Here is a 24,230-nt window from a genome sequence, read left to right on the forward strand (position 1 = left end):
TCACGGCTGACCGCGTACGGCTTACGGCTTACGGCTTACGGCTTACGGCTTACGGCTTACGGCTTACGGCTTACGGCTTACGGCTCGCCCAACGGATCCAGCCCGGCGTCGCGGAGCATGTCGCAGAGGCGGATGAGTGGCAGGCCGATCAGGGTGTTGGGATCGTCGCCTTCGAGGCGTTCGAACAACGTGATGCCGAGGCCTTCCATGCGGAAGCTGCCGGCGCTGTCCAGAGGGCGTTCCCGGTCGACGTAGCGGGCAATTTCTCCCTCGGTCAGGTGGCGGAAAACGACGTCGTAGCGTTCGTGACAGACCCGGTGGCTCGCTTGTCGGGTGTCGATCAGGGCCAGGCCGGTCAAGAAGTTCACCCGGTGCCCCGAGAAGGCGGCCAGCTGGGCGCGTGCCGCGGCTTCATCGGCGGGCTTGCCCAGCGTCCGGCCGTCGAAGACCGCGACCTGGTCGGAGCCGATGATCAGGTGATCCGGCCAGTCCGTTGCCAGTCGCTCGGCCTTGGATAATGACAGACGATGCACCAGCGCTTGGGGGGATTCACCATCGCGGGGTGTCTCGTCGATGTCCGGGCTTGCCCAGGCGTAGGGGATCTCCAGGCGGTCGAGCAGTTGGCGGCGGAAGCGTGAGCCGGAAGCAAGGACCAGTCGTGACATGGGGTCTCCAGACGGAAGTGAGGCAGGGTGGCGAGGCGCTCGCGGCGCATTGTAACCCGAGACGATGGCGGCTTTGACAGGAACTGGGGGAGTGCCTATCATTGCGCGCCTATGTTGACCTCACGACTTCCAAGCCGGGTCGAGCCTTACAAGCTCGCTGCCCACGGCGAACACCTCGAGGGCCTGGTGGCGCTGGCCGAGATGCCCAGGCTTGCCGAGGCCGTCGGCGAGCAGCAAGGGGACGCTCGAGTGTGGCTGAACTTCACCATCGACGCCCAGGGGCGTCGGGGGATCGAAGGCCATCTCGAGGCCGGGCTGCAGTTGCCGTGTCGACGCTGCCTGTCGCCCATGGCGAGCGAGGTCGAGAGTGACTTCCTGCTGGGGCTGGTGACCAGCGACGCCCTGGCGGCGGATCTGCCGAGCACTCATGAACCGGTGCTGGTGGAAAACGAACAGCTGAACCTTCTGGCCGTGGTGGAGGATGAACTGATCCTCAGTCTGCCCCAGGTGGTTTACCACGACGAGGCCGATTGCCAGGTCTCGCGCGACCAGCTGAGCAGCGGGGTGGGTTCCGTCGATTCGGACACGCCCGCCAAGAGCCCCTTCGATGTGCTCAAGCACCTCAAGGGCAAAAAACACTGATATTTCATCGATTCACTCTGGAGTGATATCTCATGGCAGTTCAACAGAACCGCAAGACCCGTTCCAAGCGCGGCATGCGTCGCAGCCACGACGCCCTGACCGGCAAGGCACTGTCCCAGGACAAGGAAACCGGTACCACCCATCTGCGTCACCATGTTGCGCCGGATGGCTACTATCGCGGTCGCAAGGTCGTCGACGCCTGAAGACGGCGACCCCTTGCGCCATGACGCCTGATGACTGAGATGCGGATTGCCGTTGACGCCATGGGAGGGGATCTGGGGCCCCGTGCTGCCGTGGCGGGCGCCGCTAGTGCCGTCATGGCCGACCCCGGCCTCGATATTCAGCTGTTTGGTCCCGCCCGACATCTGGACGAGGAACTCTCCCGGCTGCCGCGGTCTCTCGCCGCGGCGTCGTCGCGTTTGCGCGTCGTGGATGCACCCGGTGTCGTCAGCCAGGACCAACGACCTGCTCAGGTGTTGCGTGGCCCTGCGGACACCAGCATGGCGGGAATGCTGGCATGTCTGGCGCGAGGCGAGGCCGAGGCCGGCGTCAGTGCTGGCAATACCGGTGCCTTGATGGCATTGGCGCGTCGTGCGCTTGGCATGGTGGCCGGAGTGACTCGTCCGGCGATCAGTACCGCGATCCCGACACGCCGCGAGGGTCGCTGCTACCTGCTCGATCTGGGCGCCAATGTCGATGTCGAGGCCGAACGGCTCCGGGACTTCGCCCTGATGGGCGAGGTCATGGCGCGTCGCGTCGATGACCTGGCACACCCTCGGGTCGGCCTGCTCAACGTTGGCGTCGAGGGCACCAAGGGGACGGCCAGCGTGCAGCGTGCCGATGAGCTGCTCAGGCAAGAACCGGGCCTGCACTACCTCGGGTTCGTCGAGGGAGATGCCATCTTTTCCGGCGAGGTCGATGTCGTGGTGTGCGATGGCTTCGTCGGCAACGCCGTGCTCAAGGCCAGCGAGGGGCTGGCGCGCATGCTGGTGCGCCGGGTCCAGGCGACCTTCGAGGCTCACTGGTCCAGCCGACTGGTGGGGTGGCTGGCACGCCCCGCGCTGGCGAGGCTGCGCGGTGAGCTCGATCCGGTGCGCTACAACGGTGCCAGTCTGCTGGGGCTCGATGGTATCGTCATCAAGAGCCATGGCGGCGCCGATGCCGCCGGCTTCCATTACGCCGTGGCACGCGCGGCCCGGGAAGTCGCCCACGACCTGCCGGGCTGCCTGGACGAAGCACTTGGCCAGCGCCGGTCCGCTAGCGTCTCGGCCGTCGATGACGGTCGAGACGCTAGCGGATCCAGGACACTCGCCTCCACCGTCACGGATGCGGCGGACGGCGAGGCAAGTCAACAAGAGCAAAGGTGATCGACATGACTCAACCCCTTGCCCTCATCTTCCCCGGGCAGGGCTCCCAGCAGATCGGCATGCTGCGCGAGCTGGCGGAACGCTACAGCGTGGTGGGCACCACCTTCGAGGAAGCGTCCGATGCGCTGGGCTATGACCTCTGGCAAGTGGTCCAGGAAGGGCCCGCCGAGGCGCTCAACGCCACTGCTCGTACCCAGCCGGCATTGCTGACGGCCAGCGTGTCGATATGGCGGGTCTGGCAGGAGCTGGAAGGGCCGCGTCCCGCGGCGATGGCCGGCCACAGCCTGGGAGAGTACAGCGCCATGGTGTGTGCCGGTGCGTTACCCTTCGCCGAGGGTGTGCGCCTGGTCAAGCTGCGAGGCGAGGCGATGCAGGATGCCGTGCCCATGGGCGAGGGCGCCATGGCCGCCGTGCTCGGCCTCGATGACGAGGCGGTCGAGGCGGCTTGTGCCAAGGCCGCCGAGGGCGACGTCGTGGCGGCGGTCAACTACAATGCGCCGGGACAGGTGGTCATCGCCGGCAGCAAGGCGGCCGTTGATCGCGCCATCTCGGCCTGTCAGGAAGCCGGTGCCAAGCGTGCCATGCCGCTGCCGGTGTCGGTGCCTTCGCACTGTGACCTGATGCGGCCGGCCGCCGACCGGCTGGCCGAAGCGATGGCATCGATCGAATTTCGTGCCCCGCGCTACACCGTGATCCAGAATGTCGATGCCGAGGCGCATGCCGATGTCGAGACGCTGCGGACTCGCTTGGTCGAGCAGCTCTATCAACCGGTGCGCTGGACGTCCTGCGTCGAGGCCCTGTCGGGACTGGGCGCCGAGGTGTTCGTCGAGTGCGGGCCCGGCAAGGTGCTGACCGGCCTCAACAAGCGAATTGCCCGGGGTAGTCGGGGCTTGTCCGTCAATGATCCGGATAGCCTCACCGCTGCCCTGGAGCTGGCTCGCGAAGCGGCGGGCCAGTCGCCGTCGGCCAATGGCTGACTCCCTCTCCCGGACGAGAATGGAAGAGAGCATGACAACCGAGCGTAGAGTCGCCCTGATCACCGGGGCCAGTCGCGGCATCGGCCGCGCCATCGCCCATGAGCTGGGGCGCCAGGGACGTATCGTGATCGGTACGGCGACCAGCGATGCCGGTGCCGAGCGTATCGATGCGGACCTCAAGGAGCAGGGCATCGAAGGTGCCGGGCGTCGCCTGGACGTCACCGATCAGCAGAGCGTGGATGCCCTGATCAAGTCCATCGGCGAGGAATTCGGCGCGCCGACCATCCTGGTCAATAATGCCGGGATCACGCGCGACAATCTGCTGATGCGCATGAAGGAAGACGACTGGGATGCGGTCCTGGACGCCAACCTCAAGTCGGTCTATCGCGTCAGCAAGGCTTGCCTGCGCGGCATGACCCGGGCACGCTTCGGCCGCATCGTTTCCATCAGCTCGGTGGTCGCCACCATGGGCAACCTTGGACAGGCCAACTATGCGGCGGCCAAGGCCGGCATGGAAGGCTTCACCCGGGCGCTGGCGCGTGAAGTGGCGGCGCGCGATATCACGGTCAATGCCGTGGCGCCGGGTTTCATCGCCACCGACATGACCGAGTCGCTGCCCGAGGCCCAGCAGGAAGCGCTGCTCGGCCAGATTCCGTTGTCGCGACTGGGTCGCCCGGAAGAAATCGCCGCCGCGGTGGGCTTTTTGACCGGCGAGACGGCAAGCTATATCACCGGCGAAACCCTGCATGTGAATGGCGGCATGAACATGCGTTGACGCCGCGGCATGCGGCGGTTGCGTCGACCCAGAGCGGTCTATAAACTACCCCGCAGCTTATGCTTGCGGATTTGAACCGGCTGGTCATCAGAACGGCTAACGTGAACGACTGGAGTACGTCATAATGAGCACCATCGAAGAGCGCGTGAAGAAGGTTGTGGCCGAGCGCCTGAACGTCAAGGAAGAGGACATCCAGAGCTCATCTTCCTTCACCGAGGACCTCGGCGCCGATTCCCTGGATACCGTCGAGCTGGTGATGGCGCTCGAAGAGGAATTCGACACCGAGATTCCCGACGAGGAAGCCGAGAAGATCACCACCGTTCAGGAAGCCATCGACTACGTTAACGCCCACCAGTAAGGGCGCGGTCGACCCCGCTTGCTGAAAGGTCCGGGTATTGCCCGGAGAGAGCCGTCCTGCCATGCAGGGCGGCTCTTATGCTATGGGGCCATGACACCGATGCTGGCGTTGTTCGCGCCATATCTCGATATTCTTCGTTTTCCGTGGGTTGCCGCATGGCGTACAGCGCGCGATGAGTCGGGTATAATGCCCGGCAATGAACGCCCCTGGATGGGCTGCACTATCTTGAGATGTCTGGAGGAAAGCTGATGGCTCGCAGAAGGGTTGTGGTGACCGGGCTGGGCTTGGTCACGCCGGTGGGAAACACCGTTGACGAGAGCTGGCGGAACATCGTGGCCGGCAAGAGCGGTATTGCCCCGATCGAGCACTTCGATGCCAGCGGCTTCAATACGCGCTTCGGCGGCTCGGTGAAGAATTTCGATATCAGTCCCTATCTCAATCCCAAGGATGCCAGGAAGATGGACCTGTTCATCCAGTACGGGGTGGCGGCTGGTGGTCAGGCGATCGAAGATGCCGGGATCGAGTGCACCGACGACAATGCTCACCGGATCGGGGTCGCCATCGGCTCCGGCATCGGCGGCCTGCCGATGATCGAGCACAACCACAACGCCCTGCAGAAGGGCGGTGCGCGGCGCATTTCCCCGTTCTTCGTACCGGGCTCGATCATCAACATGATCTCCGGCAACCTGGCCATCCAGCATGGCTTCCGCGGCCCCAACATCGCCATCACGACCGCCTGCACGACCGGTACCCACAACATCGGCTACAGTGCCCGGACCATCGCCTATGGCGACGCCGACGTGATGGTCTGCGGTGGCGCCGAGATGGCGACCACGCCGCTCGGACTGGGGGGGTTCTCCGCGGCACGGGCGCTGTCCACCCGCAATGACGATCCCGAAGCGGCGAGCCGGCCCTGGGATCGCGACCGGGATGGCTTCGTGCTGTCCGACGGTGCCGGCGTCATGGTGCTGGAAGAGTACGAGCATGCCGTCGCCCGAGGCGCGACCATCTATGCCGAGTTGAGTGGCTTCGGCATGAGCGACGATGCCCACCACATGACCGCGCCCCCCGAAGATGGCAGCGGTGCGGCGATGTCGATGAGCAATGCCATTCACGACGCCGGCATCGACCCGTCGGCCATCGACTATATCAATGCCCATGGTACTTCGACCCAGGCCGGCGACCTCGCCGAGAGTCGTGCAGTGGAGAAGGTGCTGGGGGCGGCTTCCCGGGACGTGGCCGTCAGTTCCACCAAGTCGATGATCGGTCATCTGCTCGGTGCCGCCGGTGCCGTCGAGGCGGTGTTCAGCGTGCTGGCAATTCGCGACCAGGTGGCACCGCCGACCATCAACCTGGACAACCTCCAGGATGGCTGCACCCTGGATTACGTGCCGAACAGCGCCCGTGAGATGAAGATCGACGTGAGTCTGTCGAATTCCTTCGGCTTCGGCGGCACCAACGGCACGCTGCTCTTCTCGAAGGTGTGAGTCTGTCGCCGGAGGATATCGGAAACGGGGAGGGCGTGCCCTTCGACGACCGTGGCCTGGCTTACGGCGATGGTCTGTTCGAGACTGTCCTGGTTCGGGATGGCGTGGCGACACTGTGGGAGCCGCACATGGCGCGGCTCGCACGGGGTTGCAAGCGACTGGGTATCCCCATGCCGTCGCGCGCGGTTCTGGATGCCCTGCCGGCTCGGGCCGGTCAGGGACTCCGAGTGCTCAAGCTGACCCTGACCCGAGGCAGCGGTGGGCGTGGTTATCTTCCCCCCGAGGCGCCCGCGCCGCGTCTGCGTTGGCATGCGACTCCCTTTTCACCAGCCTCCGAGCGCTGGTGGCGGGGGGTTCGCGTGCGTCATTGTCGGTTGGCGCTGGGCATTCAACCGCAGCTTGCCGGCCTCAAGCATCTCAACCGTCTGGAAAATGTCATGGCTCGTGCCGAGTGGCAGGATCCGGAGATCGCTGAAGGCCTGCTGTGTGACAGCGAGGGGCATCTGGTCGAGGCGACCTGCATGAATGTGTTCTGGCGTCGGGCAGGGCGCCTGGAAACGCCGGGACTGGCGCGCTGCGGGGTGTCGGGTACCTTGCGAGAGGGCTTGTGTCGACGTCTCGGCATTCAGGAAGTGGATGCCGCCCCCGGCGTTCTCGAAGGTGCAGAGGCCGTCTGGCTCGGCAATGCCGTGCAAGGCCTCTGGCCGGTGCGACGTCTCGACGACGAGCAGGGACGGCAGCGGGCGTGCTGGACGATCGGCAGGGTGCATCGCGAGTTGCAGGCCGAGGCCCACGCGCTCCTGGGCTATCCGCGTCACGAAGATGAGTCGGGTGAGCGAGACGAGGAAAAGGCATGAAACGTGCGCTGAAGTTCCTGCCGTTACTGGTGATTCTGGTCGCCCTGATTGCCGGCGGTGGATATCGTTACTGGGAAACGCGTCTCGAGGCGCCGCTGCCGATCGACGAACCACTCATCTACGAGGTACCGGAAGGGGCGGGCTATCATCGAGTCATCGGCGAGCTCGCCGAACGTGGCGTTCTCGAGAATGCCTGGGCCTTCCGGTTGCTGACGCGTCTCGAGCCGGATGCCGTGCCGGCACTCAGGCCGGGCGAATACCGGCTCGAGCCGGGCATGGACGGACGAGCATTGCTCGAGCGCCTGCGCCGTCATGAGGTGGTCAGATATGAAGTGACCATTCCCGAAGGCTGGACCTTCGAACAGATGCGCGCAGCCCTGGCAGAGGCGGAGAAGCTCGATCACGAGACAAGAGCGCTGAGCGATGCCGAGATCATGACGCGGCTGGGAAGGGAGGGCGAGCATCCCGAAGGACGTTTCTTCCCCGATACCTACCGGTATCGCAAGGGGATCAGCGACCTGGAGATTCTACGTCAGGCCATGGTGCGAATGGACGAGGTGCTGGAGGCGGCCTGGGCCGAGCGTGCCGAGGACCTGCCGCTTGAGTCGCCCTATGAGGCCTTGATCATGGCCTCTCTGGTAGAGCGCGAAACCGGCGCGCCGGAAGAGCGCAATCGTATCGCCGGGGTATTCGTCCGCCGCCTGGAGCGGGGCATGCGTCTGCAGACCGACCCCACCGTGATCTATGGCATGGGGGACCGTTACGAGGGCAACATCACCCGTGCCGACCTGCGCGAGGCCACGCCCTACAACACCTACGTGATCGAGGGCCTGCCACCGACGCCGATTGCCTTGCCGGGGCGCGCCTCCCTGGAGGCCGCTGTGCAGCCTGCAGAGGGCGAAGCGCTGTATTTCGTTTCCCGCGGTGATGGTACGCACCATTTCTCGCGCACCCTGCGCGAGCACAATAACGCCGTCAATCGCTATATCCGTAATCGCTGATTTATTTACCAACCATCGGGAAGCCACATGACGAGGCGTGGACGCTTTATCACCCTGGAAGGCGGCGAAGGCGTGGGCAAGACCACCAACCTTGCGCTGGTGGTCGATCATCTCGAGGCGCATGGCATCGAGGTGGTACGCACCCGGGAACCGGGGGGAACGCCGAGGGCCGAGGCCATTCGAGGCCTGCTGCTCGATCCCGCCGGCAACGAGCCGCTCGACGATGACGCCGAGCTGCTGCTGGTGTTCGCCGCCCGGGCCCAACATCTGGCCCGAGTGGTGCGACCGGCACTCGAACGGGGCGCCTGGGTGGTCTGTGACCGCTTCACGGATGCGACCTTCGCCTATCAGGGGGGGGGGCGTGGCATCGACGCCTCGCGCATTGCCGAACTGGAGGCTTTCGTCCAACGTGGTCTGACGCCCGACCTGACGCTGCTGCTGGATATGCCCATGGCAGCGGCCCAGCGTCGCCTGGAAGGGCGCCTCGATCACGATGGAGGCGAGCGAGACCGCTTCGAGCGCGAGCGTGCCGAGTTCTTCGAGGCCGTACGCCGCGCCTATCTGGCACGAGCGAAGGCGGCCCCGGATCGCGTATGTGTGGTGAATGCCGATCAGCCACTGGATGCGGTGCAGGACGAGCTGAGAACCCTGCTCGATGACCGCCTGGAGGCGTGGTCATGACGGACATCGTGCGTCCCTATCCCTGGCTGGCGGCGCGCTGGAAGGAGATCACGCGCCTCGCCGATGCAGGCCGCTTGCCGCACGCCCTGTTGTTTGCCGGACCGAAAGGCATCGGCAAGACGTCGCTGGCCGAGGCATTGATCGCCCGAACCCTGTGCGCCGCGCCCGGCGAGTTCGCCTGTGGCCATTGCCATGCCTGCCGAATGCTGGCGTCCGGTTACCACCCGGACCTGATGCGGGTGTCGCCCGAGGAGGGCAAGCGCCAGATTCGCATCGGCCCGGTACGCGATATCAATGCCTTCGTCGCCCAGACCGCCCAGCAGGGCGGCTATCGGGTGATCGTCATCACGCCGGCGGAAGCCATGAACGTGGCGGCCTCCAACGCCCTGCTCAAGAGCCTGGAGGAGCCCGGTGGCAAGACATTGTTCGTGCTGTTGTCGGATATTCCCTCGCACCTGCTGCCGACCATACGCTCACGCTGTCAGCAATGGAGCCTGGCGCAGGCCGACGAGACGGAAAGCCTGGCCTGGCTGGGCGAACGGCTTGGTGGCGAGGACGATGCGCGTTTCTGGTGGCGTGCCTCGGGCGGGCTGCCGTTGAGGGCCCTGGAGTTGGCCGACCCGGAATCCCGGGCCCTGCGGCAGCAGCTCCACGAAACCTTCGATGCCCTGGTGCGTGGCGCCGAGCCGGTCGCCGAGGCCGCGCGGCTGGACCGGCAGTCGGTCGATGCCATCCTGTGGTACGGTATCGCCTGGCTCGAGGACCTGATTCGCCTCGGGTTGTCCGGTGTCTCCGCCGAGTTACGCAACCCCGACCTGCTGCCGTTGTACCGTCAGGCGGTCAAGAATGCCCGGGTCCGCGACTGGTTCCGGCTGTTGGACTATGCTCGCGAACAACGGCGTCTGCTGGCCGAGGGCAACAACCCCAATCCCCAACTGGTGCTCGAAGCTTGGCTGGTCCGCTGGGCGGCGTTGCTCAGATCCTGATCGATGCCACGGCACCGGACGGTGTTCCTTTCATTTTCAAACCGGTGAAGCGCATGTTTGTCGATTCCCACTGTCACCTCGACCGCCTCGATCCCCGCACCCATGACGGCGATGTCGGGGCGGCCCTGGAAGCGGCCCGTGCCCGTGACGTGCGCCAGTTCCTGGCCATCGCGACCACGCTCGACGGTGTGCCCGGCCTCGCCGCGCTTGCTCGCGAGCACGACGACGTGGCGATTTCCGCCGGTGTTCACCCTCTGCACGAGGTGCCCGAGGAGCCGAGCGTCGAGGCGATCATGGAGTCTGCCGACGGCCATGGCGCCGTGGCCATCGGCGAGACCGGGCTCGACTACCACTACGACGGCGTGCCGCGCGATGTACAGTACGAGCGCTTTCGTCGTCACCTGATCGCGGCCACCCAGCTCGGCCTGCCGGTGATCATTCATACCCGCGAGGCACGGGAAGACACCCTGGCGCTGATACGCGAGCATGTCGACCCTGCCGTCGGCGGCGTGCTGCACTGCTTCACCGAGGACCTGGACATGGCCCGCGAGGCCGTCGGCCAGGGGTTTCATATCTCGTTGTCGGGCATCGTCACCTTTCGCAATGCCACCTCAGTCCGTGAACTGGCGCGGCGCCTGCCTCTCGACCGCCTGCTGATCGAGACCGACAGTCCCTACCTGGCGCCGGTGCCTCATCGCGGCAAGCCCAATGAGCCGGCCTGGGTGGTGGAAGTGGCCGAGTGCATCGCTGCCGAACGCGGCATCAGCGTCGAGGAGGTTGCCATGCAGACCGCCGCCAATTTCTATCGACTGTTCAAGGCGGCCGCGCCCGAGGCCTCGAGCGAGGTGCGCCAGTCATTGGCCAGGGCCGGCCTGGTCTGACCCGGGTTCGTCCTGACCCGGGTTCGTCTGTCGCGCAGACAGGCCGGGTCTCGCGTGCCTTGTCCGCCCATCGCCGTCCGCAGGAGTGCACATGCATCTGGATTCACTCATGGCCGATATCGATGTCTCGGGCGGGATTCCGCCGGTGGATCGCTGGGCCCCCGAACAGGCCGGCGAGATGGACCTGCTGATCGCCGCCGATGGTCGCTGGATTCACGAGGGCGGTGTCATCGCTCGGCCACGCCTGGTGCGTCTGCTTTCCACTATCCTGCGCCGCGAGGACGATGGTTCGCACTGGCTGGTGACGCCCATCGAGAAGCAGCGCATTCGCGTCGAGGACCTGGCCTTCATCGCCGTCGATGCCGAACGCGACGACCAGGGCGACTGGCATGTCGTCACCAATCTGGGCGATCGGGTACGGCTCGACGAGACTCACCGCCTGAGCATCACCGCCACGCCACGTGACGAGTGGGTCCCGGAAGTGCCGGTGCGCTTCGGGCTCGCTGCGCGGCTCGGGCGTAACCTCTTCTACCGCTTGATCGAGCAGGCCGAGGAGCGTGTCGACGAGCAGGGTGTGCCCTGGCTGGGGCTGACCAGCGGCGGCGCCTGGCATCCGCTGGGGCGTCTGGACGGCGAGGCGCCATGAAGCTGACGTTGGAGCAGCGCGCCGTCGTGGCGCATGATCAGGGGCATGCCCGTGTCGCGGCGGTCGCCGGTGCCGGCAAGACCACCACCATGGTCGCGCGGGTACTGACGTTGCTCGGGCGCGGCGTCGACCCGACGCGCCTGCTGATCTTGATGTTCAACCGTTCCGCCCGCGAGGACTTCCAGGCGCGATTGACCGCCATGGCACCGGCAGGGCAGCGGCTGCCCGATGTACGGACCTTCCACTCCCTGGGGCATCGTCTCAGCCAGAGTTTGACCCGCTGGGGGGTGCTGTCGCCGCGTCAGTTGCTGACCGCCGACTGGCAACTGGAGCGCCTGCTGCGCCAGGCCTCGCTGAATGCCCTGGAAGGGGCGCCAGAAGCGCGCGAGACCGCCCTCGATGCCGACAAGCTGGAAGCCCTGGCGCACTTCTGTGGATTGGTGAAGGCGGAAATGGCCGAGCCCGCCGAGCTCTATGCGCGGCTCGATTTCGGCGATGGCACCGAGCATTTCGTGGGCGCCTTCGAGCAGGCCGAGACCCTGCTCGCCGATCACGGTCTGATGACCTATGCCGACCTGATCTATCGTCCGCTGCGAGCCCTGGAGGCAGACGCCGACCTGCGCGCTCGGGTGCAGGGCTTTCTCGATCACGTCATCATCGACGAGTATCAGGACATCAATGTCGCCCAGCAACGCCTGCTGGCCGTGCTGGCGGGGCGCGAGGCGGCGGTGATGGCGGTGGGCGACGCCAACCAGTGCATCTACGAATGGCGCGGCGCCCATCCCGATACCATGCTCGAAAACTTCACCGCGACCTTCGGCGCCGCGCGTGACTACCCCTTGTCGACGACCTTTCGGCATGGCCATGCCCTGGCCCTGGTGGCCAACCATGCCATCGACGCCAACCGGCGTCGTCCCGACCAGATTTGCCTGGCCGCCCCCGACAACCCGTCGACCACGCTGTCGGTGAACCAGGGCAGTCAGGCATTGCTCGACGAACTCGCCGACTGGCAGCGCCAGGGCCGGGACCTTTCGGAGGCCAGCCTGCTGGTACGCAGCTGGGCCTTGTCGGTGCCCCTGCAGCTGGCGCTGCTGCGTGCCGGCATTCCCTTCCGGCTGGCCCGGGAGGATCGCTTCGTCTTTCGCCTGCCGCTGGTCGAGGCGCTGGCGGGGTACCTGATGCTGGCCCGGGATGCCTCCTTGCTGCAGGACCCCGGCCACCTATTGACGCTGCTGTCCCAGCCGACGCCCTTTGTTCCCCGGGAGCGCCTGTCGGCACTGGCGGCTCGCCTGGCCGAGACCCAACGCTGGCCCGAACGCCACGACCCCCTGCTGGACGGCATCAAGCCCCACCAGCGGCGTAGCCTCAAGCGCCGCTGGGCGCTGCTGTGCGAGTTGCCCGGGCGTTCGGCGTGGTCGCCGGCTCGCCTGCTTGAGCACGTGATCGAGGCGGTGGAGGCCGAGAAGGTGCTCAAGCGTGCCGCCGCGCGCCGCGACAAGGGCGAAGAGGACGTGCGCCTGCTGGATGTCCTCATCGAACAGGCTAACGAGGTCAGTGACTTGGCGGCCTTCACCGACCTGCTGCGACGGCCGGTGGAGAATCGAGACGATGGTGTCCTGATCAACACGGTGCATGGCGCCAAGGGACTGGAATGGCCGCTGGTGATGCTGGCCGGCGCCAACGAGGAAGATTTTCCGCACTATACCCGGGACAACCCGCTGAGTCCCCAGAGGCTCGAGGAAGAGCGACGGTTGTTCTACGTGGCGATTACCCGGGCCCGGGAACGCCTGGTGATGCTGCACGATGGCGGCGATCACCGGCCAAGTCGTTTCCTCGCCGAAACCGCCTGGCAGGATGGCCAGCGTGTGGCGCAGCGCCTGGCGGCCTCCGAAGAGACGACGCCTGTCGCGGTGACCCGGCCCGACCTGGTGCGCCGCTACCTGTCGGCTCTGTCGCCGGATTCCCCGATCGACCTGCCGATCGAGGCCGCCACTACACCGGGCATCGCCGAGCGCGGTGCCGACTACCGGGTCGGCCAGCGGCTGAACCACGCGGTATTCGGCCAGGGGGAGATCAGTGTGGTGGAGGGCGATCCGGCCAACCCGGTGATCGAGGTACGCTTCCTCCAGGCCGGGCGGCGGCGCCTGATCGCCAGTCGAGCCCCCATCGAACTGCTGGAAGGAGAACACGCATGAGCGATGTCCTGATCGGTGCCGATGCGCTGCGCCACTGGCTTCAGGGGTCACAGGCCCCCGTGGTGCTGGACTGCCGGGCGCGACTCGGAGACCCCGAGGCTGGTGCCCGTCTGTGGCGCGACGGTCATGTGCCCGCCAGCCGTCATCTCGATCTCGACCGTGACCTGGCGTCGCCGGCCGGGGTACGGGGGCGGCACCCGCTGCCCGAGCCCGGAGCCTTCGCCGCGACGCTGCGACGGCTCGGGGTCGAATCCGGTCGCGCGGTGGTGGTGTATGACGACATGGGCGGGCAGCTCGCCGCGGCGCGCGCCTGGTGGATGCTGAGTCAATGGGCAGGGCACCCGGAGGTACGAGTGCTCGACGGCGGGCTGCCGGCCTGGCGAGAGGCGGGTGGCTCGCTGGTCGAGGGCGAGGAAGCGGGCATCGAGCCGAGCGATTGGGCACCCACCTTCGATGATGGCGCCTGGGTCGAGGCCGACGAGGTCTTCTCCAGCCGGGCGATGAAGCTCGATGCACGTTCCCGGGCGCGCTTTCGCGGCGAGAGCGAGCCGGTCGATGCACTGGCCGGGCATATTCCCGGGGCACGCTGCCGCCCCAGCGCGGACAACCTGGACGAGAGCGGGCGCTTCAAGTCACCGGCGGCATTGCGCGAGGCACTGCCGGAGGCGAGCGAGGTCATCAGCTACTGTGGCTCCGGCGTCACCGCCTGCCACAATATCCTGGCCTGCGCCGTGGCGGACCTGCCGCTACCCAGGCTCTATGTCGGCTCCTGGAGCGAGTGGATTCGGGATCCGGCGAGGCCCATCGCCACTGGTGACTATTAACCTGGCAATCCAATAGATCGTCCTGATCTATTGGATTGTCGCCCGCACCACGCTGGCGCAGATGCGTGGACCTTCTGGTGTGGCGCGGGCTCGCGCCGGCCTGACGGCCGGCGGCGGCACGTTCCTGTGCCGCGATTCACCCGACATAAAAGCTTGCCGGGTTAATAATCACCGTCGAGCAAGGAAAGCTGTCTCACGGCATCCTGCCCCTCAGGGCTATGATCGTCGGCTTCCAGGACCTTGTGGAAGCCTCGTGAGGTCTGGATGGTGGCCTCGTCGTCGAGCCACATCATCGCCTGGGCGTGGTCGTCGGCGAGCTGATGCTTCAGGCCGCCGAACTGGGTGCCGATCTGCCCCCAGGCGCGGCTGAATATCCAGTCGCCGAACATGTCCTGATGGACATGTATCAGCACATAGTCATGGTCGGTTTCCCAGCGGACGATCACGATGGCTCCGGTGTTGGTGGTGTGGCAGCAGCGTAGGCGGCACCGCTCATGTAACATGAACGCTATTGTAAGGCCTTGTGTCCGGGGCACAAAGCCGACGGTCGGGGCGGGAGGATACCACCATGCGGATCATCGTCGATGCCAATGTTCCACAAGCCCGGCGTTGTTTCGGTGCCCTGGGCCAGGTGGTCAGCGTGCCCGGACGCGAGATCGATGCTGCGACGGTACGTGACGCCGATGCCCTGGTGGTGCGCTCGGTCACTCGGGTCGACGAGGGCCTGGTGGCCGGCTCGCGATTGCGCTTCGTCGGCACCTGTACCATCGGCACCGATCATGTCGATACCCGGGCGCTGTCCGAAGGCGGTATCGGTTTCGCCAGTGCGCCCGGGTGCAATGCCGAGGCAGTGGTCGATTACGTGCTGGCGAGCCTGTCGACCCTGGCCGAGCAGGGTGGCTTCCGGCTCACCGAGCGCCGCATCGGCATCATCGGTGTCGGCAATGTCGGGGGGCGGTTGCTGGCGCGGCTCCAGGCGCTGGGCATCGACTGCCTGGCCTGTGATCCTCCGCGTGCCGAGGCGGAAGGTGACCTGGGGTTCGTCGACCTGGATACCCTGATCGACCGCTGTGACGTGCTTTGCCTGCATACGCCGCTGGTGTCGGAGGGCCCGCATGCGACGCATCACTTGCTCGATGCCCGTCGTATCGCCGAGCTGGCGCCCGACACGATAGTGCTCAATGCCGGCCGGGGCGGCTGCGTGGATGGCCAGGCCCTGAGAACGCGATTGTCGGGCCGGGGCGATATCGCGGCGGTACTGGATGTCTGGGAAAACGAGCCCGGCATCGATGCCGCCCTGCGTGACCTGGCTGCGCTCGCCACGCCACATGTCGCCGGCTACAGCCTGGACGGCAAGCTGCGTGGCACGCACCGGATCTATCGCGCCCTGGCACGCCATGTCGGGCTTCCCGCCCGGCTGGACGAGGCCTCGCTGATGCCGGCGCCTCCCGTGTCGCGCCTCGTGCTGGATGCCGGGCTCGAGGTCGAGGAGGCGCTGCGGCTGTGCATGCGCGCCGTCTATGATCCGCGTCGCGACCATGACGCCCTTCGGCATCGGGTGCGCAACGCAGGCATGGCGGAAGGCTTCGATGCCTGCCGGGCGAACTACCCGCTGCGCCGGGAATTCTCGACCCTCGAGGTGGGGCTCGAAGACGCCGCCGCCGACCTGGCCGGGCCATTGGCAGCCGCGGGATTCCAAATCACGAGACTCGAGCGGTGAGTGCAACGCTTGAGCGTGTCGCCTCCGCGTTTCGTATCTCGCCGCTCGTGGCTCGCCGCTGTTACTGCCGCCGGGTTCCTTTATTGCCGATAGGCGGCTTCTTTCAGGGCGCGGATGCGCTCGTCCAGCGGCGGGTGGCTGGCGAAGAGTTTCTCCATCAGGCGGCGTGACTGGCCGGTGGTGATGGCGAAGGCCGTCATGGTGTCCGGCATCTGATCGGGCATCTGGGTCTCGGCCTTGAGCCGCGCCAGGGCATTGATCATGGCGCCGCTGCCGGCCAGGCTGGCGCCGGCGGCGTCGGCGCGGTACTCGCGGAAGCGCGAGAACCAGGCGACGATGGCCGAGGCGATCAAGCCGAAGACGATCTCGGCGACGATGACCACCGCGAAGTAGCCGAAGAACCCGAGTCCCTCATTGTCATCCTTGCGCAGGAAGCTGTCGACCAGTTGGGCGACGACGCGTGCGAAGAACATCACAAAGGTATTGAGCACGCCCTGGATCAGCGCCAGGGTGACCATGTCGCCATTGGCCACGTGGCCGATCTCGTGGGCCAGAACGGCGCGAATCTCTTCGGGTTTCATGCGGTTCAGCAAACCGGCGGAGACCGCCACCAGGGCATCGTCCTTCTTCCAGCCGGTCGCGAAGGCGTTGGACTGCTGGGCCGGGAAGATGCCGACCTCCGGGGTCTTGATGCCGGCATCGCGCGCCAGTTCGGCGACGGTGTCGACCAGCCACTTCTCGGTGGCGTTGGAAGGCGACTCGATGATCACGGTGCCGGTGGAACGCTTGGCCATCCACTTGGAGATGAACAGCGACACCAGCGAGCCCGCCATGCCGAAGATGAAGCAGAAGATCAGCAACCCGGTCATGTTCATGCCGTTCTCGGAGAGATAGGACTCCACGCCGAGCAGTCGCAGGGTGATGCTGGCGACCAGGATGACGGCCAGGTTGGTGCCCAGGAAGAGCAGAATTCTCATCATTGCCGGATATCTCCCGTCGAGAGTGTCGCGCCCGTTCGGGGATCGGACGGGCGCGGCGATAGAAAGCCTTGCATTAGATACGGCTTTTCGCCAAGGGTTTCAAGCGTGGCGACAGTCTATGGGCCGCTATTGGCGATAACGTGACAAAAAGCGCGCGAAGCGCTCCAGAGCATCGTCGAGCTGGTCGACCCAGGGAAGGGTGACGATGCGCACGTGATCCGGTTCCGGCCAGTTGAAGGCGCTGCCCTGGACCAGCAGGATCTTCTCCTGGAGCAGCAAGTCGAGCACCATTTGCTGGTCGTCCTGAATGTTGAAGACCTTGGGATCCAGGCGCGGGAAGGCGTAGAGCGCTCCCTTGGGCTTGGTGCAACTGACCCCGGGAATGGCATTGAGCTTTTCATGGGTGATGTCGCGCTGGGCGAGCAGCCGCCCGCCGGGCAGGATCAGGTCGTTGACCGACTGATAGCCGCCCAGTGCGGTCTGGATGGCGTGCTGAGCCGGCACGTTGGCGCACAGGCGCATGGAGGCGAGCATGGTCAGCCCCTGGATGAAGTCGCTGGCACGCTTCTTGGCCAGGGTACCCGAGAGCGTCATCCAGCCGCTGCGGAAGCCGGCGCATCGATAGCTCTTGGAGAGCCCGTTCATGGTCACCACCAGCTGGTCCTCGGAGGCCAGGGAACCGGTGGCGATATGCTCGACGCCGTCATAGAGGATCTTGTCGTAGATCTCGTCGGAGAACACCACCAGGTCGTGCTCCCGGGCGATGTCGAGCAGCTCACTGACCACTTCCGGGGGATAGACGGCGCCGGTGGGGTTGTTGGGGTTGATGATGACGATGGCTCGGGTGTGACTGGTCACCTTGGCGCGGATATCCGCCATGTCCGGTGCCCAGTCGGACTGCTCGTCGCACAGATAGTGCACGGCACGGCCACCGGAAAGGTTGGCCGCCGCCGTCCACAGCGGATAGTCGGGGGCCGGGATCAGCAGCTCGTCGCCATCGTTGAGCAGCGCCTGCAGGGCCATCACGATCAGCTCCGAGACGCCATTGCCGATGTAGATGTCTTCGATGCCGACGCCGGGGATTTCCTTGCGCTGACACTCCTGCATGATCGCCTTGCGGGCCGAATAGAGCCCCTTGGAGTCGCAGTAGCCCTGGGCCGTGGGCAGGTTGCGCATCACATCCTGAAGGATCTCTTCCGGGGCCTCGAAGCCGAACGGCGCGGGGTTGCCGATGTTCAGCTTGAGGATTCGCTGGCCTTCGTCCTCCAGGCGCTTGGCGTGCTCGAGCACCGGGCCGCGGATGTCGTAGCAGACGCTGTCGAGTTTGTGCGATTTGTCGAGTGGGGCAGTATCCATGTCGTGCTTCCAGGGGTGTCCAGGTATGGCCAGGATGATGGGGGCGTCTTGTGGCGCCTAGTCGCCGGTCGAGTCCGTCGCGGCATCTTCTTCTTGGTCTTCCTCGGCTGCCGGGATATCGGCAGGTGTCTCGAGGGTCAGGCGGCCCAGCTTGCCATCGCGAAGCTCGTGGAGCAGCACCTCGGCACCGCGATGCAGGTCCACCTCGCCGCCGGCGCGCAGGCCACCGCGCTTGCCGGCGATGCGGGTCAGGATGGCGTGACCGTCGAAGCCGGCCTGTGCCAGCAGGTCGGGGCCGGGGGCGCCGTCGGCCTCGATGCGCTCGGCTTCGGGGTTCGGCCGGTAGGACGGCAGTTCCTTGAGCTTGTACCGCGCCGAGAGGGCCTCGGGATAGCGTCTGGCGAGCTCGGCGGCGGTCACGATGGCCACGTCGACATAGTCGATGGCGGTGTCGCGGATGGCGCCGCTGGCGGCCAGGCGATAGGCGCAAGCCTGATCCTCTATTTTCGGCCACAGCACCCCGGGAGTATCGATGAGCGCTACCTGGCCGGCGATGCGCACCTTCTGCTGACGCTTGGTCACGGCCGGCTCGTTGCCGGTCTTGGCGATGGTCCGTCCGGCCAGGCCATTGATCAGCGTCGACTTGCCGACATTAGGGATGCCCATGACCATGACCCGCACGTCGCGATCGGCGCGCACCTGGCCGGCCAGCTCATGGCACAGCCTGGGAACGCGCTTGAGCTCCCGAGCCTGGGTCGTGGTCACGGCCAGGGCGCGGACATCGGGCTGGGCGTCGAAGTGGTTCGTCCATTCGCGAGTCCGCTCGGGATCGGCGAGATCGGCCCGGGAGAGCACCTTGAGCACCGGCTTGTGACGGGTCAGTTCCGCCAGCATCGGGTTGGCGCTGGAGTAGGGCAGGCGGGCGTCGAGCACCTCGATCACGACATCGATTTCCGGCAGCGTCTCGAGGATCTGTCGGCGCGCCTTGTTCATGTGTCCCGGGTACCAGCCGAGCATCGACCCCTCCTGCTTGTCTTGTCGCAGTGAAACAAAGAAAACGGCCGACCATCATAGCAGATGGTCGGCCGTTGCAGGGGGCGCGCCTTCATTCACCGGAGTGGAAGTCCAGGGCGACCGAGTTGATGCAGAAACGCTGTCCGGTGGTTTCCGGTGGGCCATCGGGGAAGACGTGGCCGAGGTGGGCATTGCAGCGTGCACAGGTCACTTCGATGCGTTGCATACCGTGGCTGCTGTCGGCCTGCTCTTCCACGCATGCCGAGGAGAGTGGTCGGTCGAAGCTGGGCCAGCCACAGCCGGCCTCGAACTTGTGCTCGTTCTCGAACAGGGGCGCGTGACAGCACACGCAGTGATAGATGCCGTGCTCCTCGGTGACCTCGTAATCACCCGTGAAGGGACGCTCGGTACCCTTCTCGCGAGTGACGTGGTATTGCTCCGGCGTCAGCTGCTCGCGCCACTCGGCGTCGCTCTTCTCGATCTTCTTGCGCATGGGCGGTCTCCTCGTCGTGCCTGCACTTCATTGTGACATTCAAGTCGGTCGTTTTTTCCAGTCAGCATCGCCAACGTTGGGTTGATAATCAACGGGATGGGGTTCGGGGTTGACTCTTTTCAAGGCGCTGAGTAATATACGCGCCACCTCGACGAGGCGAGCGACGTCCCATTCGTCTAGTGGTCCAGGACACCGCCCTTTCACGGCGGTAACAGGGGTTCGAACCCCCTATGGGACGCCACCTCGACTCATCAAGGTACCGGAGTGCGGGAATAGCTCAGTGGTAGAGCATCGCCTTGCCAAGGCGAGGGTCGCGAGTTCGAATCTCGTTTCCCGCTCCAATGCGTCCCATTCGTCTAGTGGTCCAGGACACCGCCCTTTCACGGCGGTAACAGGGGTTCGAACCCCCTATGGGACGCCACCTTCCGGTGATTCGACAATGCGAAGCGCGGGAATAGCTCAGTGGTAGAGCATCGCCTTGCCAAGGCGAGGGTCGCGAGTTCGAATCTCGTTTCCCGCTCCAGATTGTCTCTGCGATAGAACCTCCTTTTTGATGCGCTGACACGCTTGTGTCGGGTCGTGCTCCTGCGTGTGATCATACTGGCTTCGAGCTTCGAGCTTCGAGCTTCGAGCTTCGAGCTTCGAGCTTCGAGCTTCGAGCTTCGAGCTTCGAGCTTCGAGCTTACGTCTCCTGCTCCCTTTCCTTGCCTTCGCGGATCGTGGCGCGTGCTTCCTGGTGCTCGTCACGGTCTGCTTCGGGCGTCTCGTGTTCGTCGGCGCGGGAGGGGCGATAGCAGAGTGTGGTGAGAATCGGGAAGTGGTCTGAGCCGAATCCCGGCAGGCGTCGCATGTCGCGCAGCGTGAAGTGTTCACTGGAAAAGACATGATCGAGTGGCCAGCGCAGCAACGGATAATGCGCGTGGAAGGTACTGAACATGCCGCGGCCTCGACGCGGGTCGAGCATGCCGCTGATGCGGCAGAAGCGCCGGGTCGTGCGTGACCATGCCACGTCGTTGAGATCGCCGGCCACGAGGGTCGGGACAGGAGCGGCGTGGATGCGCTTGCCGATCAACAGGAGTTCGGCATCGCGCCACAACGACTCCTCGCTCTCGTTGGGTGCCGGTGGGCGTGGATGCACGGCATACAGCTGGATGTCCTCTCCACAGCGCAGGGTGACCCCGGTCGCGATGGAAGGAATGTCCTCCTGGATCAGTCGTTCGATCCGTGTTGATACCAGGGGGAGCCGAGAATAGAGGTGCATGCCGTAGAGGTTGTTCTGGGGGATACGGACGGCGTGGGGCCATTGATCGGCCAGGGCGGCATCGAGCTGTTGTCCCCACCAGTCATCGGACTCCAGGGTCAAAACGATATCCGGCGCATGGGCGTGGATGAGCTCGACCAGTCCTTCGGCATTGCGATTGGGTGTCAGCACATTGGCGACCAGCAAGCGCACGCAGCGGTCGTCATGACCGGGCTCGGCGCGCTGGACCTGAACGGGCCAGAGGCGTGTCCAGGGCAGGATGTAGCATGCCTGGATCACCAGGGTGGCCAGGCCGCTCGACACGGCCAGCCAGCGCCAGGGCGCCTCGGCGAGAGGGGCGAGCAGCAGAGGCAGCAGAGCCAGTGCGGCGATCTGCAGACGCGGGAATTCGCAGCTGCGTATCCACCACCAGTGGAATGGCAGGCGCGCCAGGATGGTGATCCCCAGGAGCAGGGTGGCGAGGGTTGCGATGACGATGGACAGCACGGCACGTCCTCCATGTCGATGCCTGCGGGTGTCCTGCGGAGCATACTCCGGATTCTGGAGCGAGGGGAGTCGCGTTCTCCGTATGCACCATCGTTGCGCTACGTTCGTTTAGCGATAATCCGCGTAAACCCTCGCTAGGGCGGGTAGCAGTCACAGTACCCTGCGCCGCAACAGGCTGGTCAGCGCCTCGCCGATCAGCACCAGGGCGATGATGGCGATGAGGATGGTGGCCACGGTGGGCCAGGCGAAGGTATCGATGGCCCCCTGAAGGATCACGCCGATGCCGCCGGCGCCGACCAGGCCCAGCACGGTGGATTCTCGGATGTTGATGTCCCAGCGGAGGATGATGATGGCGAAGAAGGCCGGCATCACCTGGGGAACGACCGCATAGGCGATGACCTTGGCCTTGGACGCGCCGGTGGCTTCCATGGCTTCGACCGGGCGTTTGTCGATTTCTTCGATAGCCTCGCCCATCAGCTTGCCGATGAAGCCTACCGAACGGAACATGATGGCCAGGATGCCGGCCAGCACGCCGGGGCCGAAGATGGCCACGAACAGCAGGGCCCAGATGATGGTGTTGACGGAACGGCTGGCCACCAGAATGAAGCGGCCGAGCCACAGGCAGGCGCGATTGGGTGTCGTGTTCTGGGCCGCGATGTAGGAGACCGGCAGGGCGATGAAGATGGTCAGCATGGTGGCCAGGGTCGCGATATGCACGGTTTCCAGCATGGCGGCAATGATCGCGCCGAGGCGCGTCGGGTCGGGAGGCCACATGCGCGCGCCCAGGTTGGATATCTGGTTCGGGGCATCCCAGACCCAGGGCCAGAAGATATCGATGTCTCGCACCGCCCAGACCACGGTCATCATCACGGCCAGAACGCCGGCATAGCGAATCAGTCGCTGGCGGCGGTCGTAGCGGCGCCACACCCGGTCGGCGGCAGGCTCGGCTTGTCCTTTTACCATAAGCGTTTCCTCACCCAGCCACTGATGCCTTCGCTGACCAGGATCACGGCGATGATGACCAGCAGAATAGCGAAGGCGAAATCGTAGTCGTACCGCCCGAAGGCATTCATCAACGTGCTGCCGATGCCGCCGGCGCCGACGATGCCGACGACCGCCGAGGCGCGCAGGTTGCTGTCGAGCTGATACATCGATAACCCGACCTGGCGTGGCAGGATCTGCGGGAAGACGGCGTAACAGAGAGTGGCCAGATAACCGGCACCGGCAGCGCGAATGGCTTCCACCTGTCCCCAGTCGATCTCTTCGATTTCTTCGGCGAGCAGTTTGCCGACAAAGCCGATGGAATAGAGGGTCAGGGTCAGGATGCCGGCGAGCGGGCCGAAGCCCACGGCGGCGACGAACAGGATCGCCACGATCACCGGGTGGAAGCTGCGCGACACGATGATTACCGCTCGGCCCAGCAGGTAGACGGGCAGTGGTGCGATATTGCGGGCCGCCATGATGGCGAAGGGGATCGACAGGGCGACACCGAGCAGGGTCGCCAGGATGGCGATCTGCAGGCTCTCCACGAAGCCCGTCAACAATAGGTCGGCACGCGAGAAGTTCGGCGGGAAACCGCCGCCGAAGATGCGTGCGGAACGTGGCAGGCCCTCGGCGATGCGCTGCCAGTTGAACGGCAGGGTGGCGAAGGCCCAGACGAGATAGGTGGCGGTAACGGCCAATATGCCGTAGCGCAGCCAGGGGTTGGCGATGAAGGGGGGCTTGCGCCAGGTGCGGGGCGTCTCAGAAGGGGTCATGGGGCACCTCGCGTTGCCGCTTTGCTGCCGGCGCGATGGACTCATCCGAGGCCTCTATCCCACCGTAGACGGCCTCGAGAGCATCATGGGTGAAGTCGTCAGGGAGGCCATCGAAGATCATCCTGCCGTGGCGCAGTCCGACGATGCGCTCGGTGTAGGTCTTGGCCTGGCCGACGTTGTGGATGTTGATCAGGACCGGCAGCGACAACTCGCTGGCCAGGCTCTGCAGCAGCATCATGATCTGTTCGGATGTGCGCGGATCGAGCGAGGCAGTGGGCTCGTCGGCCAGCAATACCTCCGGCTCCTGCATCAAGGCGCGTACCACGCCGACCCGCTGGCGTTCGCCGCCGGACAGTTCGTCGGCCCGCTTGTTGGCGTAGTGGGCGATGTCGACGCGTTCCATGAGCTGGAAGGCGCGCTCGATATCGGTGGCGGGGTAGCGACGCGTCACGGCCTGGAAGAGGTTGACGTAGCCCAGGCGGCCGGCGAGCACGTTCTCCATCACGGTGAGCCGGTCGATGAGGTTGAACCCTTGAAAGACCATACCGATGCGACGGCGGGCACGCCTCAGTTCAGCGCCCTTCAAGTTGACCAGTTCGTGGTCATTGAGCCGGATCGAGCCGGAGGTCGGCTCGACGAGACGGTTGATGCAACGAAGCATGGTGCTCTTGCCGGCACCCGATGCGCCGACGATCGCAACGACGCTGTTGCCTTCCACGGTCAGGTCCAGGCCGGTGAGCACCGGCGCGTCCTGGCCGTATTGTTTGGTCAGACCGGAAATGGCGAGCATGTTGGCGTCCGGGTGAAAACCTGAATTCAGG

At 65.4% G+C, this 24,230-nt stretch carries 26 protein-coding genes and 4 tRNA genes; 20 read left to right on the forward strand and 10 right to left on the reverse strand.

Annotated elements, in window-relative coordinates; genetic code table 11:
* Positions 1-77 precede the first annotated feature (77 nt).
* Positions 78-665, reverse strand: a complete 588-nt coding sequence (locus RSO41_RS10765) for a nucleoside triphosphate pyrophosphatase (protein WP_315619102.1) — start codon at positions 663-665, stop codon at positions 78-80.
* Positions 666-776: 111 nt separating this feature from the next.
* Here RSO41_RS10765 and RSO41_RS10770 point away from each other — a divergent pair, with 111 nt between their 5' ends.
* From RSO41_RS10770 to RSO41_RS10840, 15 genes are all read left to right on the forward strand, one after another.
* A complete protein-coding gene (locus RSO41_RS10770; RefSeq protein WP_315619103.1) occupies positions 777-1,307 on the forward strand; it encodes a YceD family protein in 531 nt (176 codons plus the stop codon).
* Between the two features lie 32 nt (positions 1,308-1,339).
* Complete coding sequence (rpmF, locus tag RSO41_RS10775) at positions 1,340-1,510, forward strand: 50S ribosomal protein L32 (RefSeq protein ID WP_275288932.1); 171 nt, start codon at positions 1,340-1,342, stop codon at positions 1,508-1,510.
* Between the two features lie 39 nt (positions 1,511-1,549).
* Complete coding sequence (gene plsX / locus RSO41_RS10780) at positions 1,550-2,674, forward strand: phosphate acyltransferase PlsX (protein WP_315619227.1); 1,125 nt, start codon at positions 1,550-1,552, stop codon at positions 2,672-2,674.
* Between the two features lie 5 nt (positions 2,675-2,679).
* Positions 2,680-3,651, forward strand: a complete 972-nt coding sequence (fabD, locus tag RSO41_RS10785) for an ACP S-malonyltransferase (protein ID WP_315619104.1) — start codon at positions 2,680-2,682, stop codon at positions 3,649-3,651.
* A gap of 31 nt (positions 3,652-3,682) precedes the next feature.
* Positions 3,683-4,426, forward strand: coding sequence for a 3-oxoacyl-ACP reductase FabG (fabG, locus tag RSO41_RS10790; RefSeq protein WP_315619105.1), 744 nt, complete (start codon positions 3,683-3,685; stop codon positions 4,424-4,426).
* A gap of 124 nt (positions 4,427-4,550) precedes the next feature.
* Positions 4,551-4,784, forward strand: a complete 234-nt coding sequence (gene acpP / locus RSO41_RS10795) for an acyl carrier protein (protein ID WP_013331755.1) — start codon at positions 4,551-4,553, stop codon at positions 4,782-4,784.
* A 248-nt stretch (positions 4,785-5,032) separates the two neighbouring features.
* Entirely contained in the window at positions 5,033-6,271 is a 1,239-nt protein-coding gene (gene fabF / locus RSO41_RS10800; RefSeq protein ID WP_315619106.1) for a beta-ketoacyl-ACP synthase II, read from the forward strand.
* A gap of 35 nt (positions 6,272-6,306) precedes the next feature.
* Positions 6,307-7,128 (forward strand): aminodeoxychorismate lyase, encoded by an 822-nt coding sequence (gene pabC, locus RSO41_RS10805; RefSeq protein ID WP_315619107.1) that lies wholly within the window; start codon positions 6,307-6,309, stop codon positions 7,126-7,128.
* The gene (mltG, locus tag RSO41_RS10810; RefSeq protein WP_315619108.1) at positions 7,125-8,129 is read left to right on the forward strand and encodes an endolytic transglycosylase MltG; all 1,005 of its coding nucleotides are present in this window, start codon (positions 7,125-7,127) and stop codon (positions 8,127-8,129) included. Before pabC ends, mltG begins: the two co-directional genes overlap by 4 nt.
* Positions 8,130-8,156: 27 nt before the next feature.
* Complete coding sequence (tmk, locus tag RSO41_RS10815; protein WP_315619109.1) at positions 8,157-8,810, forward strand: dTMP kinase; 654 nt, start codon at positions 8,157-8,159, stop codon at positions 8,808-8,810.
* Positions 8,807-9,796: a DNA polymerase III subunit delta' gene (locus RSO41_RS10820; protein ID WP_410000324.1), complete on the forward strand. Its 990-nt coding sequence runs from the start codon at positions 8,807-8,809 to the stop codon at positions 9,794-9,796. Before tmk ends, RSO41_RS10820 begins: the two co-directional genes overlap by 4 nt.
* 53 nt (positions 9,797-9,849) lie before the next feature.
* Positions 9,850-10,677: a TatD family hydrolase gene (locus RSO41_RS10825; protein WP_315619111.1), complete on the forward strand. Its 828-nt coding sequence runs from the start codon at positions 9,850-9,852 to the stop codon at positions 10,675-10,677.
* A gap of 91 nt (positions 10,678-10,768) precedes the next feature.
* Positions 10,769-11,323, forward strand: coding sequence for a DUF1285 domain-containing protein (locus RSO41_RS10830; protein ID WP_315619112.1), 555 nt, complete (start codon positions 10,769-10,771; stop codon positions 11,321-11,323).
* Positions 11,320-13,518, forward strand: coding sequence for an ATP-dependent helicase (locus tag RSO41_RS10835; RefSeq protein ID WP_315619113.1), 2,199 nt, complete (start codon positions 11,320-11,322; stop codon positions 13,516-13,518). Before RSO41_RS10830 ends, RSO41_RS10835 begins: the two co-directional genes overlap by 4 nt.
* Complete coding sequence (locus RSO41_RS10840) at positions 13,515-14,342, forward strand: sulfurtransferase (protein WP_315619114.1); 828 nt, start codon at positions 13,515-13,517, stop codon at positions 14,340-14,342. Before RSO41_RS10835 ends, RSO41_RS10840 begins: the two co-directional genes overlap by 4 nt.
* A 161-nt stretch (positions 14,343-14,503) precedes the next feature.
* On the opposite strand, the gene RSO41_RS10845 is transcribed toward RSO41_RS10840, so the two are convergent.
* The gene (locus RSO41_RS10845) at positions 14,504-14,788 is read right to left on the reverse strand and encodes a hypothetical protein (RefSeq protein ID WP_315619115.1); all 285 of its coding nucleotides are present in this window, start codon (positions 14,786-14,788) and stop codon (positions 14,504-14,506) included.
* 122 nt (positions 14,789-14,910) lie between these two features.
* Here RSO41_RS10845 and pdxB point away from each other — a divergent pair, with 122 nt between their 5' ends.
* Positions 14,911-16,062, forward strand: a complete 1,152-nt coding sequence (pdxB, locus tag RSO41_RS10850) for a 4-phosphoerythronate dehydrogenase PdxB (RefSeq protein ID WP_315619116.1) — start codon at positions 14,911-14,913, stop codon at positions 16,060-16,062.
* A gap of 80 nt (positions 16,063-16,142) precedes the next feature.
* Here the strand turns inward: pdxB and htpX are convergent, their stop codons facing one another.
* The 4 genes from htpX to msrB all read right to left on the reverse strand — a co-directional run bounded on the left by htpX (position 16,143) and on the right by msrB (position 19,905).
* Positions 16,143-17,042 (reverse strand): protease HtpX, encoded by a 900-nt coding sequence (htpX, locus tag RSO41_RS10855; RefSeq protein ID WP_315619117.1) that lies wholly within the window; start codon positions 17,040-17,042, stop codon positions 16,143-16,145.
* 126 nt (positions 17,043-17,168) lie between these two features.
* The gene (locus RSO41_RS10860) at positions 17,169-18,398 is read right to left on the reverse strand and encodes a pyridoxal phosphate-dependent aminotransferase (protein WP_315619119.1); all 1,230 of its coding nucleotides are present in this window, start codon (positions 18,396-18,398) and stop codon (positions 17,169-17,171) included.
* A gap of 57 nt (positions 18,399-18,455) precedes the next feature.
* Complete coding sequence (gene ylqF / locus RSO41_RS10865) at positions 18,456-19,415, reverse strand: ribosome biogenesis GTPase YlqF (RefSeq protein WP_315619120.1); 960 nt, start codon at positions 19,413-19,415, stop codon at positions 18,456-18,458.
* Positions 19,416-19,503: 88 nt separating this feature from the next.
* Complete coding sequence (gene msrB / locus RSO41_RS10870) at positions 19,504-19,905, reverse strand: peptide-methionine (R)-S-oxide reductase MsrB (protein ID WP_315619121.1); 402 nt, start codon at positions 19,903-19,905, stop codon at positions 19,504-19,506.
* Positions 19,906-20,070: 165 nt separating this feature from the next.
* Here msrB and RSO41_RS10875 point away from each other — a divergent pair.
* The 4 genes from RSO41_RS10875 (at position 20,071) to RSO41_RS10890 (ending at position 20,428) form a co-directional block, all read left to right on the forward strand.
* Positions 20,071-20,146, forward strand: a tRNA-Glu gene (locus tag RSO41_RS10875).
* Positions 20,147-20,171: 25 nt separating this feature from the next.
* A tRNA-Gly gene (locus RSO41_RS10880) sits at positions 20,172-20,246 on the forward strand.
* A gap of 4 nt (positions 20,247-20,250) precedes the next feature.
* Positions 20,251-20,326, forward strand: a tRNA-Glu gene (locus RSO41_RS10885).
* Positions 20,327-20,353: 27 nt separating this feature from the next.
* A tRNA-Gly gene (locus RSO41_RS10890) sits at positions 20,354-20,428 on the forward strand.
* 159 nt (positions 20,429-20,587) lie between these two features.
* Here the strand turns inward: RSO41_RS10890 and RSO41_RS10895 are convergent.
* The 4 genes from RSO41_RS10895 to phnC form a co-directional block, all read right to left on the reverse strand.
* On the reverse strand, positions 20,588-21,652 hold the full coding sequence (locus RSO41_RS10895) for an endonuclease/exonuclease/phosphatase family protein (protein ID WP_315619122.1): 1,065 nt from the start codon (positions 21,650-21,652) through the stop codon (positions 20,588-20,590).
* Between the two features lie 150 nt (positions 21,653-21,802).
* The gene (phnE, locus tag RSO41_RS10900; RefSeq protein WP_315619123.1) at positions 21,803-22,615 is read right to left on the reverse strand and encodes a phosphonate ABC transporter, permease protein PhnE; all 813 of its coding nucleotides are present in this window, start codon (positions 22,613-22,615) and stop codon (positions 21,803-21,805) included.
* Positions 22,609-23,409, reverse strand: coding sequence for a phosphonate ABC transporter, permease protein PhnE (phnE, locus tag RSO41_RS10905; protein ID WP_315619124.1), 801 nt, complete (start codon positions 23,407-23,409; stop codon positions 22,609-22,611). Before phnE (RSO41_RS10905) ends, phnE (RSO41_RS10900) begins: the two co-directional genes overlap by 7 nt.
* Entirely contained in the window at positions 23,396-24,199 is an 804-nt protein-coding gene (gene phnC, locus RSO41_RS10910) for a phosphonate ABC transporter ATP-binding protein (RefSeq protein ID WP_315619125.1), read from the reverse strand. The genes phnE (RSO41_RS10905) and phnC overlap by 14 nt, the downstream gene beginning before the upstream one ends.
* Positions 24,200-24,230 lie beyond the last annotated feature (31 nt).

This window comes from Halomonas sp. I1 (genome assembly GCF_032334135.1).
Lineage (GTDB): Bacteria > Pseudomonadota > Gammaproteobacteria > Pseudomonadales > Halomonadaceae > Halomonas.

What these genes read in the sequence shown, in the direction of transcription:
- RSO41_RS10765 (WP_315619102.1), bottom strand. Translation starts at nt 665, where the DNA reads ATGTCACGACTGGTCCTTGCTTCCGGCTCACGCTTCCGCCGCCAACTG.
- RSO41_RS10770 (WP_315619103.1), top strand. Translation starts at nt 777, where the DNA reads ATGTTGACCTCACGACTTCCAAGCCGGGTCGAGCCTTACAAGCTCGCT.
- rpmF (WP_275288932.1), top strand. Translation starts at nt 1,340, where the DNA reads ATGGCAGTTCAACAGAACCGCAAGACCCGTTCCAAGCGCGGCATGCGT.
- plsX (WP_315619227.1), top strand. Translation starts at nt 1,550, where the DNA reads ATGCGGATTGCCGTTGACGCCATGGGAGGGGATCTGGGGCCCCGTGCT.
- fabD (WP_315619104.1), top strand. Translation starts at nt 2,680, where the DNA reads ATGACTCAACCCCTTGCCCTCATCTTCCCCGGGCAGGGCTCCCAGCAG.
- fabG (WP_315619105.1), top strand. Translation starts at nt 3,683, where the DNA reads ATGACAACCGAGCGTAGAGTCGCCCTGATCACCGGGGCCAGTCGCGGC.
- acpP (WP_013331755.1), top strand. Translation starts at nt 4,551, where the DNA reads ATGAGCACCATCGAAGAGCGCGTGAAGAAGGTTGTGGCCGAGCGCCTG.
- fabF (WP_315619106.1), top strand. Translation starts at nt 5,033, where the DNA reads ATGGCTCGCAGAAGGGTTGTGGTGACCGGGCTGGGCTTGGTCACGCCG.
- mltG (WP_315619108.1), top strand. Translation starts at nt 7,125, where the DNA reads ATGAAACGTGCGCTGAAGTTCCTGCCGTTACTGGTGATTCTGGTCGCC.
- tmk (WP_315619109.1), top strand. Translation starts at nt 8,157, where the DNA reads ATGACGAGGCGTGGACGCTTTATCACCCTGGAAGGCGGCGAAGGCGTG.
- RSO41_RS10820 (WP_410000324.1), top strand. Translation starts at nt 8,807, where the DNA reads ATGACGGACATCGTGCGTCCCTATCCCTGGCTGGCGGCGCGCTGGAAG.
- RSO41_RS10825 (WP_315619111.1), top strand. Translation starts at nt 9,850, where the DNA reads ATGTTTGTCGATTCCCACTGTCACCTCGACCGCCTCGATCCCCGCACC.
- RSO41_RS10830 (WP_315619112.1), top strand. Translation starts at nt 10,769, where the DNA reads ATGCATCTGGATTCACTCATGGCCGATATCGATGTCTCGGGCGGGATT.
- RSO41_RS10835 (WP_315619113.1), top strand. Translation starts at nt 11,320, where the DNA reads ATGAAGCTGACGTTGGAGCAGCGCGCCGTCGTGGCGCATGATCAGGGG.
- RSO41_RS10840 (WP_315619114.1), top strand. Translation starts at nt 13,515, where the DNA reads ATGAGCGATGTCCTGATCGGTGCCGATGCGCTGCGCCACTGGCTTCAG.
- pdxB (WP_315619116.1), top strand. Translation starts at nt 14,911, where the DNA reads ATGCGGATCATCGTCGATGCCAATGTTCCACAAGCCCGGCGTTGTTTC.
- htpX (WP_315619117.1), bottom strand. Translation starts at nt 17,042, where the DNA reads ATGATGAGAATTCTGCTCTTCCTGGGCACCAACCTGGCCGTCATCCTG.
- RSO41_RS10860 (WP_315619119.1), bottom strand. Translation starts at nt 18,398, where the DNA reads ATGGATACTGCCCCACTCGACAAATCGCACAAACTCGACAGCGTCTGC.
- ylqF (WP_315619120.1), bottom strand. Translation starts at nt 19,415, where the DNA reads ATGCTCGGCTGGTACCCGGGACACATGAACAAGGCGCGCCGACAGATC.
- msrB (WP_315619121.1), bottom strand. Translation starts at nt 19,905, where the DNA reads ATGCGCAAGAAGATCGAGAAGAGCGACGCCGAGTGGCGCGAGCAGCTG.
- phnE (WP_315619123.1), bottom strand. Translation starts at nt 22,615, where the DNA reads ATGGTAAAAGGACAAGCCGAGCCTGCCGCCGACCGGGTGTGGCGCCGC.
- phnE (WP_315619124.1), bottom strand. Translation starts at nt 23,409, where the DNA reads ATGACCCCTTCTGAGACGCCCCGCACCTGGCGCAAGCCCCCCTTCATC.
- phnC (WP_315619125.1), bottom strand. Translation starts at nt 24,199, where the DNA reads ATGCTCGCCATTTCCGGTCTGACCAAACAATACGGCCAGGACGCGCCG.